Below are 14,601 nucleotides of genomic sequence, written 5' to 3' on the forward strand. Positions count from 1 at the left end.
TTCCTCCTGTTGAATGATGATGCACCGTCCGGTGCAGAGATTGCCTCAGCTGTCTTCCTCCGGCGCAGGGGATGCCAGCAGCGCCCGGGCCTCCTCCAGGCGGGAGACGGGTACGTAGATGTCCACGCCTGTCCCGGTAACCCCCAGAATGACCTTGCCCTGGGTACCGACCTTGAAGGCGGGGATGCCGCAGCCGGCGAGGAATGAGATGGTGATGTCCGCCACGCTGTCCGCTTCCGACTCCACGGACAGCCGGGCGGCTTTCTCCCGGTTTCCGTGCTCGTCGGTGGGCCAGTTGTCCGGGATGGTTTGGGCCCGGGCCCAGAAATCCTGTTCCATCGAAACGACCCCTTTACTTATGATATTTGGTGCCTGCGTTGATCTGATAAGCCCGATAGATCTGCTCGAGGAGCATGACCCGGGCCAGATGGTGAGGGAACGTCATGGGGGACATGGAAAGCCGCAGGTCCGCCTGCGCCTTGACCGACTCGTCCAGCCCCACGCTGCCGCCGATGAGAAAGACCAGGCTGGACTCCCCGCCCACGGCAAAGCGGCCCATGCGCTGGGCCAGCTGGGGGGAGGAGAGGGTCTGTCCCTCAATGCACATGGCGATGACGGCAGCGCCCTTGGGAATCCTGGCCCGGATCAAGGATGCCTCGGTCTCCAGGGCCTGGCGGATCTGGGCGGGAGAAGGGTCATCCGGCAGACGGCTTTCCGGCAGTTCCACAATGTCCAGCCGGCAAAAGCGGCCCAGGCGTTTGGCGTACTCAGCCACGGCCTCCGTGTAAAACCGCTCTTTCAGCTTGCCTACACACAAAATGGTTACCCTCTGCATGAAACCCTCCCGCCGTAGGCACGGCTGAGCTGCTCCCGGGGCGCCACGGACAAAATGTCCGTATCCAGCCCGGCGGCGGAAAAGGCGCGTTGGGCGGCGGAGAGCGCCATGGCCGGGGTGTTGTTCTCCCGGCTCAGATGGGCCAGCACTACCTCCGCGGCACCGAACCGTGCCAGCGTCACGGCAAAGCGGGCGGCGTCCTCATTGCTCAGATGGCCGCCCCGGCCCAGGATGCGCTCCTTTAAATAATAAGGATAGGGGCCGGAGCGCAGCGTCTCCACGTCGTGGTTGGCCTCCAGTACCGCCACCTCCACGCCGGGCAGGACTTCCTGCGCGGCGGGGGTCACGTATCCGGTGTCCGTCATGAGGCCCACGGCGGTATCGGCGGTGTCAATGCGGTAGCCGCAGGCACCGGGAGCGTCGTGGGAGGTGGGGAAAGCGGTGACGCGGCAGCTGCCCAGCGTGAATTGTCCCCCGGCGGGGAAGACGCGGATGCAGTCGGCAAAGGCGGGGAGCCGCCCGGCCAGATCCGCCGCGGCGTCCCGGCTGGCCACCACCGGCAGCCGGCGCTTTTTCAAAAGGGTGGCAAGGCCGGCGATGTGATCGGTGTGGGTATGGGTAATGAGAATGGCGGTCAGATCCTCCGGTGTCAAATCCAGCGCCCGCAGGGCCAGGGTGATGCGGCGGCAGGAGATCCCGGCGTCCAGCAGCAGGTGGGTGCCGCCGCTGGAGAGTAAAAGGGCGTTTCCGGAGGAGCCGCTGGAGAGGGTATGTACAGTGGTCAAGGGAAATACCTCGCTTGATAAGAGATGAGAAAACGTCCGCAAGGGAGGCCGTCGACCTATGGTCGCCATCCTCCGTCGCGGACGTATGGGGTCAGCCGATATGGGCTTCCAGCTCCTCGGACTCGCCGGGCTCTTCCACGGCGCGGATATCCGCACCCAGACGGCGCAGCTTGGTGACGATGTCCTCATAGCCCCGCTCGATATACTGCACACAGCTGATCTCACTCTGGCCGTGAGCCGCCAGGGCGGCGATGACCAGAGCAGCGCCGGCCCGCAGATCGCAGGCCTGGATGGGAGCGCCGGTCAGATGATCCACACCCTCCACCACGGCGGTCTTCTCGTCCACCTGGATGTTGGCGCCCATGCGCTTGAGCTCGTCCACGTAGCGGTAGCGGTTGTTCCACACACTCTCGGTCACAAGAGACGTGCCCTCCGCCAGAGACAGCACGGCGGTAACCTGGGGCTGCATGTCCGTGGGGAAGCCGGGGTAGGGCATGGTTTTGACGTTGGTCTTCTGGAGCTTGCCGGTGCGGCGCACCAGGAGAGTGTCCTCATGCTCTTCCACCTCCACGCCCATTTCCACCAATTTGGCGGTAATGCAGTCCATGTGCTTGGGGATAATATTCTTGATGAGAACCTGACCGCCGGTGGCGGCCACAGCGGCCATGTAGGTGCCTGCCTCGATCTGATCGGGGATGATGGCGTAGGAGCCGCCGGTGAGCCGGTCCACACCGCGGATCTTGATAGTGTCGGTACCGGCACCGCGGACATTGGCGCCCATGGAGTTGAGGAAGTTGGCCAGATCCACGATGTGGGGCTCCTTGGCGGCGTTTTCAATGACGGTATCGCCCTCGGCCATGACGGCGGCCATCATGATATTCATGGTGGCGCCTACGGATACCACGTCCAGATAGACGTGGGCGCCCTTGAGGCGGCCGGACTCCGTGGAGGCATGGATGAAGCCGCCCTCCACCACCACCTTGGCGCCCAGGGTGGTAAAGCCCTTGACGTGCTGGTCGATGGGGCGGACGCCGAAGTTGCAGCCGCCGGGCATGGCCACTTCTGCCTGGCCGAAGCGGCCCAGCAGGGCGCCGATCAGGTAGTAGGAGGCGCGGATCTTCCGGGCCAGCTCGTAGCTGGTGCGGGTGGAGCGGATATGGCTGCAGTTGATCTCCACGGTGTGGCGGTTGATGGAACGGATGGAGGCGCCCAGCTGCTCGAGAATCTTCAGGCACAGCGTCACATCGGAGATCTGGGGGATGTTCTCGATGCGGCAGGTGCCGTCCACCAGCAGCGCGGCGGGGATAATGGCAACGGCGGCGTTCTTGGCGCCGCTGATCTCTACTTCACCAAACAGGGGCTTTCCGCCCTGTACAATATATTTTGTCAAAATATTTACCCTCTCTTCAAGGCACGTTCTTTTGTGGCGGCAATGCCGTCCGCCTCTGCGGACAGTTTGCCCGGCCGGTGCCGCTTCATACCCGCGCAAAGGCCGCGGGCCGGGAAAATTTCATCCGGGGAAACTCACACAGCGTCACTATATCATATCCACAGGGGAAATGCAAATCATTCCTGCACCGTTTCCATAATTCGTTCAAAAATAACATCCGTGTCACCCGCGGGTGACCGTGCCGGTGTAGCAGTTGACGTAATATGACCCAAAATCGGTCTGGATGCACCACATGGGCACCAGGCTCATCGCGGAGGCGGAGGTATTCTGCACCTGATAGCAGGCGGTGACGTCGGTGACGTGGGATACCACGGCGCCGCTTTCCAGGTGGGCGTTCAAAAACTCGGTCAGGGCGGACACGGCGTCCAGGGAGCCGGTTTCTCCGTCGGAGGAGGAAGCGGCGGCGGGCAGGAACGTGCCGCTGACGGTCAGGGCACTGCCCTGCACAGAGAAGGTGACGGTGCAGTTGGACACCGGGTAGCCGTCAAAGGTGCGGGTAGCGGAGGCGGAGAAGGGCTCTTCCTGAGAGACGGTGAGATCGTCGTACTGGAACTGACGGCACAGCTCCCGGCAAAGGCGCTCTACATTGGTGTCCTCGCCCAGCAAAATGGCGGCCTCGAAGGCACCGCCGGCGCTGAACACGGCGGCCCCGGCGCTGCTTTCGTAAGAGTAGATGACACTGCTCTGGCTGGAGTGGGTCATGCCCTTACCCAGCAAAAAGGCGGCCAGCTGGCGCTCCTGGTCCACGTCCCGGCTCAGAGAGGCGCCCTCCGGCGGCGGGTCGAAGGTGACGGCGCTCTGGGAGAGCGTGATGTTGTTGGCCTCGAACAGGGCAGTCAGCTGCTCCGCGGTCCGGCTGCGGCTTTCCAGCTGAGCGGCCTGCCGGCTCAGCTGGGAACCCAGCAGGAAGAGGTTCAGCAGCGCCAGAATCAATATAATGATGTTTTTCAGGCGGGTACTTTGCATGGGAGGTTCCTTTCTGAGGCAGACGCCCGGTCAGTCGGAGAGCCAGGAGAGGGTGCAGCTGCCGGTGCCGCTGTCCACGTAGGCAATGGAGAGCTCCCGGCCCGGGTCCAGGGCGGCGATGGCGGAGGCCTGTTTGAGAGGGAGCAGGGAGGCGCTCTCACCGGTGGCTGCGTACTCCCGCAGTGTGACGGTCAGGGCGGTGACGGCGGAGCCGCTCAGACGCACCTCGGCGGCGGGGCCGTCGTCCGGAAAGCGGATGGGTGTGCCGCCGGTGTGAAGACCGAAGCGCACCACGGTGGTATCGTCGGAGACGGTGACTTCCGTCAGGTACAGCGACGCGCTGCCCAGGCGGCCGTCGGTCAGCTTCCGTACCAGCTCCCAGGCGCCCTGGACGGCCTCCAGCGGGGTGGGGATGTGGTCGGCGTCGGCAAGGAACAAAGAGGCCCGGCCGCCGCTTTGATAGCGCAGCGTGCCGTCGGCGGAGATCCGCAGGGTCTGATCGCCCTCCATGACCACCTCGGTGCCGTTGGACTCGGTGTAGCGGGTATTGGCGTAGGGGTTGAAGCCCAGAGCGGAGAGCAGGGCGGAAGAATCGGACACGTCGGCCCCGGCGGAGAGCGTCTGGTACTGGGGCAGGGGCGAGAGGAAGAGAGAGCAGGGGGCACAGGCCTCAAAGGCCGGGTCGGACTCTGCCAGGTCGAAGGCAAAAGCGGCGTTGCCCAGCTCGTAGCTGCTGACCACGTCCTGAAGCCGGGAGGGCCTGACGGAGGTGCCGCAGCGCAAAAAAGAGTCCTCCCCATCCCAGATCAAAAGGTCCACGGTGCTGCTCTGCTGGGAGACAACCACGTACCGGGCGTCCAGGTCAAAGGCCACAGGGGTGTCCATACCTGCCAGAACCGACAAAACGGAAAGGGGCAGGGGAGACAGGAAGTCATAATAGACACAGGTGCGGGAGAGGGCGGAGAGAAATTCCGTCTGGGTGCAGGCGGAGAAGGTTCCGGCAGAGCCCAGAGCCTCACTGAGCAGGGGGGAGAGCAGACGTCCGAAACGGTCGGCGTCATCGGTGGAGAGGGAGATGTCTCCATATCGGCCGTAGGTGCCGGACACGGCCACCCGCACCGGGGCGGAGAGAGATTGCGCGGTGCCCTGAACAGGGGCATCGGAGGCGGAGCCCCCCTGAAAGAGGCCGCTCATGAGGCCGTCGTCGGGCAGGAGCATGTAGCGCTGGGTCTGAAGAAAAAGCAGAACGGCGGACACCGCCAGCACGGTGATGGCGATGTTTTGCAGCATGTCCCGCCGGCTGCCGCGCTTTTGATGCATGGGCGCACCTCCTTTCAGAAAACCGGACGCCTCAGGCGGAGGCGGGGCCGGCGATGGGCAGGGTCAGACGCACGGTGGTGCCGGGGCCCTCGTGGGGAGCCAGGGCAATGGTGCCGTTGTGGCGCAGCACCAGTTCCCGGGCAATGGAAAGACCCAGGCCGGTGCCGCCGGACTCCCGGGAACGGGCCTTGTCCACCCGGTAGAACCGGTCGAAGATCCGGTCCCGATCCTTTTCCGGAATGCCGATGCCGTCGTCCCAGACCTCCATCCACACGTCGTTTTCCGTGGAGCCGGCGCTGATGCGGATGTGGCCGCCGTCGGGCGTATACTTGATGGCGTTGCCGATGACGTTCATCATGACCTGCTCCAGCCGGCTGCGGTCGCCTACGATCAGCGGCAGGTCCTCCAGAGAGCCGCACGTGAGCTCATGGCCGTGGTTCTTGGCGGCCAGGGCATTGGCCCGGACCACGCTCTCGATGGCCTCGGCGAAGGAGAAGCGGGTGAGAATCAGCTCTGTGTGGCCGGAGTCCAGCCGGGAGAGAGTGAGAAGATCCTGGACGATGTTGGTCATGCGGTCCGTCTCGTTGATGATGATGTCAAGAAAGCTCCGGGCGGTATCGTAGGGGATCTCCCCCTCTGCCGCGTCATGGAGGGTCTCGGCGTAGCTGCGGACGTTGGTCAGCGGGGTACGCAGCTCGTGGGAGACGTTTGCCACGAACTCCTTGCGCCGCTCCTCGTTGCGGTGCTGCTCCGTCACGTCGTGGAGCACGATCAAAACGCCGCCGCGGGCCTGGTCGGAAAAGGGCGCCAGATACAGCTCCAGCGTCCGCTCCCCCACCAGCATCTCGCCTTCGGCGTAGTTGGGCCGCTGGAGGGCGAGCATCTGCTGGAAGGGGTAGACGGAGCCGAACAGCTCATCGTAGGAGCACCGGTCGTCCAGATTGCGGTGAAGCATGGTGTTGGCGGCGGGGTTGCCGTGAATGAGCTTGCCCTCGTGGTTGAAGGCCACCACGCCGTCGGTCATGTGGAGAAAGAGCGTGTCCAGCTTGTCCCGCTCGTTCTCCACGGCGGCCAGGGTCTCCTGCAAAATGCCCGCCATCTCGTTGAATGTGCCGGTGAGGATGCCGATCTCGTCGGAGGACTCCACCGGCAGCTGACTGTCAAAGTCCCCTGCGGCTACCCGCTCGGCACCTGCGGTGAGCTTTTCAATGGGACCCACCATGGTCTTGGAGAGCAGAAAGCTCAAAAGGACGGAGATGAGCAGGCCGATGACCAGGGCCTGGAAGATGATGGTGAAGAGCTGCGCGTTGAGTTCAGAGACGGACTCCTTGTTGTCCAGGATGTAGATGATAAAGGCGTTGTCACCGGAGAGAATGGGGATGGCCACGTCCATGTAGTCGGCGGTGATGTCGCTCTCGTCGCCCACCAGGGTGGCATCGCCCCGGGCCACGGCGTTGCGGGCGGTGAGCAGATTGGGGGTCTGCTCCCGGGGCAGACTGTCCTCTCCCGCAGAGCCGCCCAGAAAGGCGCCGGTTCGGCCGTCGAGGATGAAGTAGTTGCGGCTGCGGTAGTCAATGCCCAGCTCGCCGGCGCTGATCTTCAGAATGTCCTGAAGCCGCTGGGCCCCGTCGCTTTGTGCGGCCTCGCTGCGGAGGGTGGAGACGAAGTCCTGCTGATCCTCGCCGAACACGTCGGCGATCTGTTCATAAAACGTATTGATATAAAAGCTGGAGACGCTGGTGGTCAAAAAAGCGCCCACTACCGCCATCAGCGACGTGATCAGCAGCAGCAAGATCAGCATGAGCTTCATGTGCAGGCTCCGGAACACCGGCGGCACCTCCTCTCATAGACGTGTAGGGCTCCGGCACTCAGACGGAGAAGTAGTATCCGGCACCCCGGCGGGTGAGAATATAGACGGGGTTGGCCGGGTCGGCCTCGATTTTCTCCCGCAGGCGCCGGACGGTCACGTCCACGGTGCGCACGTCGTCGCCCACGTAGCCGTAGTTCCACACCTGTTCCATCAGAGCGATGCGGGAGTAGACCTTGTTGGGGTGGCTTGCCAGGAAGGTCAAAAGCTCGTATTCCCGCTGGGTCAGGTCGATGGCCTTGCCGCCCCGGAATACCTGGTGGCTGTCGGTGTTGATGGCAAGGTCCCCGGCCACCGGCATGGCGCTGGCGGCGGCAGAGGCGGGGACGGCCATGGAAGTGCGGCGGATGTTGGCGCCCACCCGGGCGATCAGCTCCCGCATGGAAAAGGGCTTTGTGATATAGTCGTCGGCGCCGATCTCCAGTCCCAGCACCTTGTCCGACTCCTCTTCCCGGGCGGTGAGGATGATGACGGGCACGCTGCTGCCCTGGGCGCGCAGGGCGCGGCAGACGTCGAAGCCGTTCATCTGGGGGAGCATGACATCCAGCAAAATCAGGTCGGGGTTTTCGGAGACGGCCTTGTCCAGCCCGTCCTTGCCGTCGTAGGCCTCCAGGGTGCGGTAGCCCTCCCGCTGGAGGTTGAAGCGGAGGATGTCCACGATGTTCTTCTCATCCTCCACGATGAGAACGGTTTTCTGCGTGTTCATAGGGACCTCCAAGTTTGTGTGATGAAAATCAAAGGTTGAGCAGGATCTTGGCCTTGAGCACGGCGGCGATGGTCTTGGCGTCCTCGATCTCGCCGCTCATGCACCGGTGGACCATCTCGTCAAAGGGGATGCGCTCCACGTTGAGGAACTCTCCCGGGTCCAGATGCTGCTGCTCCATGTGCAGTCCCCGGGCCAGAAACAGGTGCAGCACCTCGCTGTAGCAGCCGGGGGCGGGGACGATGTGGCCCAGGGGCAGGAAGGTGTCCGGCACGGCGCCGGTCTCCTCCTTGAGCTCCCGCAATGCGCCGGTGACCGGGTCCTCGCCTTCGTCCAGCTTGCCCGCCGGGATCTCCAGCATGGTCCGGCCGAACACGTAGCGGTACTGGGTCACCGTCAGCACGTTGTTGCGCTCATCCAGCGGCAGCACGGCCACCCCGTCCACGTGCTCGACCACCTCACGGGACGAGACGGTGCCGTCGGGCAGCCGGACTGTGTCCGTATGGACGGAGAAGAGGGGGCCGCTGTACTGCTCCTTGCGGCTGAGGGTCTGCTCCGTCAGATCCATGAATTTATCCATATCGTTACACCTCGTATACTTTACATTCCGGCCGGGCAGGATGGACGGAGCGGCCGCTCCGTCTGAAAAGCACTGTGCCCCAGTCGATTCCATTCATATCATTATATCACGGGGGCGGGAGCTTGCCAACCGCTTCTTTCTCTTGAAGAAGCGGCGGAGGTGTGCTATACTGTCACCACGCAAAACGGCGGGAAAGGGGTGAGCCCCACGGAGAAAAAGGGGATCAAAATCGCGGCGCAGAACCGCAAGGCCTTCCACGATTACTTCGTGGAGGACAAATACGAGGCCGGCATCGAGCTGGCGGGGACGGAGGTCAAGTCCATCCGGGCCGGCACGCTGAACCTCAAGGACGCCTACTGCACCGTCAAGGACGGGGAGCTGTTCGTCCACGGCATGCACATCTCCCCCTACGAAAAGGGCAATATCTTCAATAAGGACCCTATGCGCACCCGCCGCCTGCTCATGCATAAGCGGGAGATCCGCAAACTCCACGCTCTGGTCAAGCAGGACGGCTACGCCCTGGTGCCCCTGTCTGCTTACTTCAAGGACGCCCGGGTGAAGCTGGAGATCGGCCTTTGCAAGGGCAAGAAGAACTACGACAAGCGTGCGGCCACCGCGGCGCGGGACGCCAAGCGGGAGATCGACCGCACCATGAAAGAGAGGAATCGGTAATTATGTCTGAAAACAACTATCCCATCGCCACCATCACCATGGACGACGGCCGGGTCATGACGGCGGAGCTGTACCCCGAAAAGGCGCCCAACACCGTCAATAACTTCATCTCCCTGGCCAACAAGGGCTTTTACGACGGATTGATCTTCCACCGGGTCATTCCCGGCTTCATGATCCAGGGCGGCTGCCCCAACGGCAACGGCATGGGCGGTCCCGGCTACGAGATCGACGGCGAGTTTTCCGCCAACGGCTTCAAGCAGAACGACCTCAAGCACACCCTGGGCGTGCTGTCCATGGCCCGTACCATGGCGCCCAACTCCGCCGGCAGCCAGTTCTTCATCATGGTGGCCCCCGCGCCCCATCTGGACGGGCAGTACGCCGCCTTCGGCCAGGTGACCGAGGGTACGGACGTGGCGGTGGACATCTCCCGGGTCCAGCGCAACATGATGAACGACAAGCCGAAAAAAGATGTGGTGATCCGGTCCATCCGGGTGGATACCAAGGGCGTGGATTACCCCCAGCCGCAGACCCACTGACCGGGCGCGGCGGAAAGGAGGACGCGTATGCGGACTGCCATTATTACCGGGGCTTCCTCCGGTTTGGGCCGGGAGTTTGTCCGGCAGCTGGCGGACGTGTTCCCGGATGTGGAGTGCTACTGGCTTATCGCCCGCCGGCAGGACCGGCTGGCGGAGATGGCCGCGGAGCTGCCGGATAAAACGGTGGAGTGCCTGGCACTGGACCTTTGCGATTCCATGAGCTTTGTGGCGCTGCAGGAGAAGCTGGCCACGGAGCACCCGGAGGTGGCGGTGCTCATCAACAACGCCGGCTGCGGGTATCTTGGCGAGGTGGGGCGGACGGAGACGTCCCTCCAGACCCGTATGGTGGATCTGAACCTGCGGGCGCTGACGGCTATCACCAGCATGTCCATCCCCTACATGGAAGCGGGGAGCCGCATCATCAACGTCTCCTCCATCGCTGCGTTCTGTCCCACGCCCCGGATGACCGTGTACTCAGCCACCAAGGCCTATGTCAGCGCCTTTACCCTGGGGCTTTCTGAGGAACTGCGGAAAAAGGGCATCACGGTTACGGCGGTGTGCCCCGGGCCTATGAAAACGGAATTTCTGGACGTGGGGCGCATCGCGGGCAACTCCAGAACCTTTGCCATGCTGCCCTACTGCGATCAGGTCCGGGTGGCGGGCGGCACGCTGCGGGCAGCCAAGGCGGGAAGGACCATCTATACGCCCCGGCTCTTTTATAAAACGTACCGCGTGCTGGCCAAGGTAACGCCGGCCAAGCTGATGATGAAGCTGACCAGAACATAAATTTCACGGAATTGTAACATACTTCCCCCGGGAAGTATGTTACAATTCCAAAAGAGTATTCCGCGCCATCCAGCCGCGCAGCGGGAGACGCCCATATGGGGGTGTACCGGTTTCGACGGGGGTATGGAGGCGGGATCAGCGGGCGGCGGCGCCTGACCGCCATAAAACGGGCAATTTATAAATTAAATAACAACAACACTGTTGCTATTGCTGCCTAATTAAAGGCAGCCGTCCGACTCGGAAGGACCGCGAGCCGAGGAGGGCGTCGTTTAGCGGTAAATGTGCGTGCAGTAAGCTTTGCCTGCGCCACACATCATGAAGCTTACCTGACCCGATGGCGTGACGGTTTGCCATCTGGAAGGGGAACAGGGAGGAAGACTCCCGGAATAATCGTCTGCGCCCGGAGAAAATCCCGTTAAAGTGCTTTCGGACGGGGGTTCAACTCCCCCCACCTCCACCAAAGCCCGGAGCCTTGCAACTGCAAGGCTCCGGGCTTTTTCTCTTGTGCCGCAATGGTTTGCGGTGATTCTCCCATAAACTTTGTGCGTTGGTTTTAAGGCATCATGACCACGTAAATTTCACTCTTTTTCACTTTTATTTTCACTTTTTTCCGGCGGGGACAGTAATTTGTCCAGCGCCGTGTCCATGGCTGCATCGTAAGCGGCCTCCCGCTCCTTGATGGTGTGCTGGTAGACGGTCTTAAGCATGTTGTTGGTGGCGTGGCCCATGCGCTTCATGGCGTACTTGTCCGGCAGCCCGGTGGCCAGCATCAGCGAGGCATTGAAGTGCCGCAGATCGTGAAAGCGATAGTGAGGCAGGCTAGCCTTGTCGCAGAGCCGGCAGAAACCGCTGTACACGGCCTTTCCGCTGAGGGTGGTGATATGATCCCCCTTTCGCGGCTGTGCGGCCAGGAGGGCCGCCACATGGGCGGGGAGATGCACCCGACGGGTGCCGCTGGTGGTTTTGGTGCCCTTCTCCACCGGCCCGTCGTCGCCCACCACCATGGCGCGGCGGATGGTAATGGTGTCTCCGGAGACATCCTCCCAGCGCAGGCCCAGGATCTCCGACTGGCGCAACCCCAGGAATACCGCCAGGCAGATGGGCAGCTCATAGCGCGTCCCCCGGGCCGCTTCCAGCAGACGGCGGATCTCATCCTCTGTGGGGATCTGGATCTCCTGCCTGACCTTCTGGGGCAGGCGAGTCCGCAGTGTCAGCGTCGGACGGTATTCTCCTACAACAGCGGAGAGGAGGCCGTGGGCGTTGGCCACCGACTTGGGGGACTTTCCCTCCCGGACCATCCAGCCCACCCATCGCTGCACCTGCTCCTGGTTCAGGTGGTTCAGCTGGACGTTTTCCAGCGGGCCCAGCGCCTCGCGGATGTGGTTATACCCCCGGATGGTAGAGGGAGAGAGCACCGGTGTTTTCAGGTCAATGTAGCGCTGCATGGCGTCCGATACGGACAGCTGCAGGGGAGAGCGCGCATCTTCGGCCAGTCGGGTCTTGAGCCCAGCGGCCCAGTAGGATGCCGCTTCCGCTGTGTCAAAGGTGCCATTGTAGCGATGCCCGTCCACCATCAGCTGGATGTACCATTTTCCGGCGGGCGTTTTCTTCGGCTTCGGGAGTTTCATTGCCGCCCCTTTCTGAAAAAACAAAACATTTGTTCGATTACACGATTAGAAAAAAGCCGCCCGCCAGGGGCGGCTTTTTAGTTTGCATATTATGGATAATTTTCAGTCGGAAATGCCTGCATTCGCATCGTCCACTGCGTCCCAGAAGTCAGTTTCATTGACAATGATCACTTTGGCGCCATCTTTACGAAGCTGCATGGCCTCTTCAATTTTCCGGCCATAGCAGGCATAGGCCCAGCATGGATTGCCGGCGTTGCCGACGACTAGATAGTCGGTTTTTGCACTGACGGTAGAACGGGCGATCCCGCCAAACGCTCTCACAGCATCGGCCATTACGTTCCGCTTTGCACGATAGGACTCGCCCGTGAAGCAAAAGACCTTATTTTCAAACGAGATTTCAGGGCAAACAGCACAGACACCGCCAATGCTGTATTTTTCTTGCAGTGCCTTGAAATCGCCTTCATTCAGGTTGAAAGAATCTTTGAATTCAATGATGTTTCCGAAAAAGGCCATAAGCTGCTCGCGCTCTTCCGTGGTAATGACGTTATCATCAAGCACGGCACAGAGCAGGCTGTTGATTTCGTCAAACGGATAGGTCCCGGCAAGAAAAGCGTTTGCACTCATCCAGGATTTTAATGCCTGAATCTCTCGGTCGCTCAGTTCTCCGTCTGCCATAATTCCGTGTATCATACCCGAAAGGAACTGGATGGAAGAGGTTATGGCGTCGTAGTAAGAATTGCTGTCAGCAAAATTATTGCACAACCAGAGAATATCCTTGGATTCGTCCTCTGTGATGACGCCGTCTTCGCAGGCTTTTTCCACTACGGGAATGATTTCAGAAAATGGATGGCGATCCCGCAGGTGCGCGTGAAGCTGGCACCAGTGCGTCAGTTCCTGAATTTCCGAGCTTTCAACGGATGCGTCAGAATTGATCCCGGCCACGATCCCGCGCAGGGTGTTCACGGCTTTATGCAGCTCAGCCGGAGTGGTAAAAGCCCGATACTCTTCCATCTCTTTCATTTATGTGTACTCCTTTTAACCTTGCAGAACGCCAATACATCTGTTCAGCTTGAGGTATTCTCCGTTCTCCACCGTAATATAGGCGGTATTGCTGAAGTTGTCATTTGCAATGATGGAAGAAAACTCCCCACTAGCGTCTTTGCAGCGGGCGTAATAAGCGCCCCAATCCTCGCTTGTTGCAGTCAACAGGTAGGTTCCGGCCTGGATATCCGTACCAACCAGATACATTCCTTCGCCCACGGATGCAGCAGGGTCATGTTTAGGCGTAGTTAGGACAACGGTGCTGGTAGATCCATCCCAAGCAACAGAAAGACCAAGAGCTTCTGCAAGCGCTCGGACAGGGAGATAGTTTGTGCCATCAAACATAAAGGGTTCCACAGGATTCCCTTTTGCGTCAGTCAGATTCAACTTCTGCCCATCTAGGCTGACGCTAATATTGCGGTATTCCAATTCCTTCGTTACTTTTCCAGTAGTAGCAATGGCAGTTCCCGCCAAACAAACAATCAGCAACATGGTAAGCATACCGGCAAAGAAGCTCTTGTTTTTTCCCATTTTTCTCTCTCCTTGATGTGTCCGATTCGGACACGTTTATTTTTTATCCGCACACTGGCGGGGAATTACAAGGTAAACTCCACTTTCACCACCCGACCGATGACGCGGATCTTGGTCTTGCTGGTGTCGTAGATCTGCGGCTGGTGCTCCGGGTTGGTGGACTGGGGCATCAGGGTGACGGTGGAGCCGGTGGCATAAAACCGCTTGACGGTGGCGTCCTCATCTCCCACCATCACCACGGCCACCTCTCCATTCTCCACTGTATCCTGACGGCGGACGATAATACGGTATCCATCATTGATGCCTAGGGCGTTCATGCTGTCTCCGTGAACAATAAGGGCGAAGTACTCTGCCTGGCCGTTGAGATCCGTGACAGTATATCCCTCAATGTGCTGCTCGGCGTAGAGCGGCAATCCTGCGGAGATGCGGCCCAGGATAGGGATGCGGTGGAAGGTTCCCAGGTCAATATGTTCCGCACCTTTTGGAAGAACTGTGTCCGAATTGGACACACCGGCGGGGGCTGTTTTCTTTTTGGGGCCGTTGCCGGTGAGCAGGTACTCCGTGGTGGTGCCCAGGGCCTCGGCGATCTGGGGCAGGCGGCGATTGAATGATGATGACTTTCTTCTGCGCCACTCACTGACTATGGATGGGGTGACGCCTAACTGGGCAGCAAAATCCCGTTGCTCCTTATATTTGCGATCAACCAGATCAAAGATGCGGTCTACAGTGTCCAATGGAATCACCTCTAATAATGCACAAAACGTAAAAACAAGAATTGTTAAAATGAAACAAGAATAAATAAATCCCGAATTTACGATTGACAATCGTAAAAACAAGAATTATAGTTATAACCACAAACTACATGAAAGGAGAAACGACAAAGAACCATGTTTATTCATGA

The 14,601-nt window shown here is 60.6% G+C and carries 16 protein-coding genes and 1 other RNA gene; 4 read left to right on the plus strand and 13 right to left on the minus strand.

Features of this window, described 5'->3' with window-relative positions; genetic code table 11:
* Positions 1–45: 45 nt before the first annotated feature.
* The 9 genes from QZS13_RS03465 to QZS13_RS03505 form a co-directional block, all read right to left on the minus strand.
* Positions 46–339, minus strand: coding sequence for a hypothetical protein (locus QZS13_RS03465; protein WP_295585509.1), 294 nt, complete (start codon positions 337–339; stop codon positions 46–48).
* Between the two features lie 13 nt (positions 340–352).
* Positions 353–835 carry a 23S rRNA (pseudouridine(1915)-N(3))-methyltransferase RlmH gene (gene rlmH / locus QZS13_RS03470; RefSeq protein WP_295585511.1) on the minus strand — a complete coding sequence of 161 codons (483 nt, stop codon included), beginning with the start codon at positions 833–835 and terminating at the stop codon, positions 353–355.
* Positions 823–1,620 carry an MBL fold metallo-hydrolase gene (locus tag QZS13_RS03475; RefSeq protein WP_295585513.1) on the minus strand — a complete coding sequence of 266 codons (798 nt, stop codon included), beginning with the start codon at positions 1,618–1,620 and terminating at the stop codon, positions 823–825. Before QZS13_RS03475 ends, rlmH begins: the two co-directional genes overlap by 13 nt.
* A 91-nt stretch (positions 1,621–1,711) precedes the next feature.
* Positions 1,712–3,010: a UDP-N-acetylglucosamine 1-carboxyvinyltransferase gene (locus tag QZS13_RS03480; protein WP_295585516.1), complete on the minus strand. Its 1,299-nt coding sequence runs from the start codon at positions 3,008–3,010 to the stop codon at positions 1,712–1,714.
* A 222-nt stretch (positions 3,011–3,232) separates the two neighbouring features.
* On the minus strand, positions 3,233–4,036 hold the full coding sequence (locus QZS13_RS03485; protein WP_295585521.1) for a hypothetical protein: 804 nt from the start codon (positions 4,034–4,036) through the stop codon (positions 3,233–3,235).
* Positions 4,037–4,066: 30 nt separating this feature from the next.
* Positions 4,067–5,356 carry a hypothetical protein gene (locus QZS13_RS03490; RefSeq protein WP_295585523.1) on the minus strand — a complete coding sequence of 430 codons (1,290 nt, stop codon included), beginning with the start codon at positions 5,354–5,356 and terminating at the stop codon, positions 4,067–4,069.
* A 31-nt stretch (positions 5,357–5,387) separates the two neighbouring features.
* Positions 5,388–7,184 (minus strand): ATP-binding protein, encoded by a 1,797-nt coding sequence (locus QZS13_RS03495; protein ID WP_295585525.1) that lies wholly within the window; start codon positions 7,182–7,184, stop codon positions 5,388–5,390.
* 40 nt (positions 7,185–7,224) lie between these two features.
* Complete coding sequence (locus tag QZS13_RS03500; protein ID WP_295585527.1) at positions 7,225–7,929, minus strand: response regulator; 705 nt, start codon at positions 7,927–7,929, stop codon at positions 7,225–7,227.
* A gap of 28 nt (positions 7,930–7,957) precedes the next feature.
* A complete protein-coding gene (locus QZS13_RS03505; RefSeq protein ID WP_295585531.1) occupies positions 7,958–8,506 on the minus strand; it encodes an NUDIX domain-containing protein in 549 nt (182 codons plus the stop codon).
* Between the two features lie 198 nt (positions 8,507–8,704).
* On the opposite strand from QZS13_RS03505, the gene smpB reads away from it, so the two are divergent.
* The 4 genes from smpB (at position 8,705) to ssrA (ending at position 10,960) form a co-directional block, all read left to right on the plus strand.
* A complete protein-coding gene (gene smpB, locus QZS13_RS03510) occupies positions 8,705–9,178 on the plus strand; it encodes an SsrA-binding protein SmpB (protein ID WP_295585548.1) in 474 nt (157 codons plus the stop codon).
* A gap of 2 nt (positions 9,179–9,180) precedes the next feature.
* The gene (locus tag QZS13_RS03515; protein ID WP_295585533.1) at positions 9,181–9,714 is read left to right on the plus strand and encodes a peptidylprolyl isomerase; all 534 of its coding nucleotides are present in this window, start codon (positions 9,181–9,183) and stop codon (positions 9,712–9,714) included.
* A 27-nt stretch (positions 9,715–9,741) separates the two neighbouring features.
* Positions 9,742–10,500 carry an SDR family oxidoreductase gene (locus QZS13_RS03520; protein ID WP_295585535.1) on the plus strand — a complete coding sequence of 253 codons (759 nt, stop codon included), beginning with the start codon at positions 9,742–9,744 and terminating at the stop codon, positions 10,498–10,500.
* 97 nt (positions 10,501–10,597) lie between these two features.
* Positions 10,598–10,960, plus strand: a transfer-messenger RNA (tmRNA) gene (gene ssrA / locus QZS13_RS03525).
* Positions 10,961–11,078: 118 nt separating this feature from the next.
* Here ssrA and QZS13_RS03530 read toward each other — a convergent pair.
* The 4 genes from QZS13_RS03530 to QZS13_RS03545 form a co-directional block, all read right to left on the minus strand.
* Positions 11,079–12,128: a site-specific integrase gene (locus tag QZS13_RS03530; RefSeq protein WP_295585539.1), complete on the minus strand. Its 1,050-nt coding sequence runs from the start codon at positions 12,126–12,128 to the stop codon at positions 11,079–11,081.
* A 102-nt stretch (positions 12,129–12,230) separates the two neighbouring features.
* A complete protein-coding gene (locus QZS13_RS03535; protein WP_295585541.1) occupies positions 12,231–13,148 on the minus strand; it encodes a BRCT domain-containing protein in 918 nt (305 codons plus the stop codon).
* Positions 13,149–13,163: 15 nt separating this feature from the next.
* Positions 13,164–13,700 carry a copper amine oxidase N-terminal domain-containing protein gene (locus QZS13_RS03540; RefSeq protein WP_295585543.1) on the minus strand — a complete coding sequence of 179 codons (537 nt, stop codon included), beginning with the start codon at positions 13,698–13,700 and terminating at the stop codon, positions 13,164–13,166.
* A gap of 65 nt (positions 13,701–13,765) precedes the next feature.
* Complete coding sequence (locus QZS13_RS03545) at positions 13,766–14,434, minus strand: LexA family transcriptional regulator (RefSeq protein ID WP_295585546.1); 669 nt, start codon at positions 14,432–14,434, stop codon at positions 13,766–13,768.
* Between the last annotated feature and the right edge of the window lie 167 nt (positions 14,435–14,601).

Source organism: uncultured Oscillibacter sp. (assembly GCF_900546705.1).
Classification (GTDB): Bacteria; Bacillota; Clostridia; order Oscillospirales; family Oscillospiraceae; genus Oscillibacter.

Excerpts from the sequence above, each read along its gene's own strand:
- QZS13_RS03485 (WP_295585521.1), bottom strand. The coding sequence starts at position 4,036 with ATGCAAAGTACCCGCCTGAAAAACATCATTATATTGATTCTGGCGCTG.
- rlmH (WP_295585511.1), bottom strand. The coding sequence starts at position 835 with ATGCAGAGGGTAACCATTTTGTGTGTAGGCAAGCTGAAAGAGCGGTTT.
- QZS13_RS03535 (WP_295585541.1), bottom strand. The coding sequence starts at position 13,148 with ATGAAAGAGATGGAAGAGTATCGGGCTTTTACCACTCCGGCTGAGCTG.
- QZS13_RS03465 (WP_295585509.1), bottom strand. The coding sequence starts at position 339 with ATGGAACAGGATTTCTGGGCCCGGGCCCAAACCATCCCGGACAACTGG.
- QZS13_RS03520 (WP_295585535.1), top strand. The coding sequence starts at position 9,742 with ATGCGGACTGCCATTATTACCGGGGCTTCCTCCGGTTTGGGCCGGGAG.
- QZS13_RS03530 (WP_295585539.1), bottom strand. The coding sequence starts at position 12,128 with ATGAAACTCCCGAAGCCGAAGAAAACGCCCGCCGGAAAATGGTACATC.
- QZS13_RS03505 (WP_295585531.1), bottom strand. The coding sequence starts at position 8,506 with ATGGATAAATTCATGGATCTGACGGAGCAGACCCTCAGCCGCAAGGAG.
- QZS13_RS03540 (WP_295585543.1), bottom strand. The coding sequence starts at position 13,700 with ATGGGAAAAAACAAGAGCTTCTTTGCCGGTATGCTTACCATGTTGCTG.
- QZS13_RS03490 (WP_295585523.1), bottom strand. The coding sequence starts at position 5,356 with ATGCATCAAAAGCGCGGCAGCCGGCGGGACATGCTGCAAAACATCGCC.
- QZS13_RS03515 (WP_295585533.1), top strand. The coding sequence starts at position 9,181 with ATGTCTGAAAACAACTATCCCATCGCCACCATCACCATGGACGACGGC.
- QZS13_RS03500 (WP_295585527.1), bottom strand. The coding sequence starts at position 7,929 with ATGAACACGCAGAAAACCGTTCTCATCGTGGAGGATGAGAAGAACATC.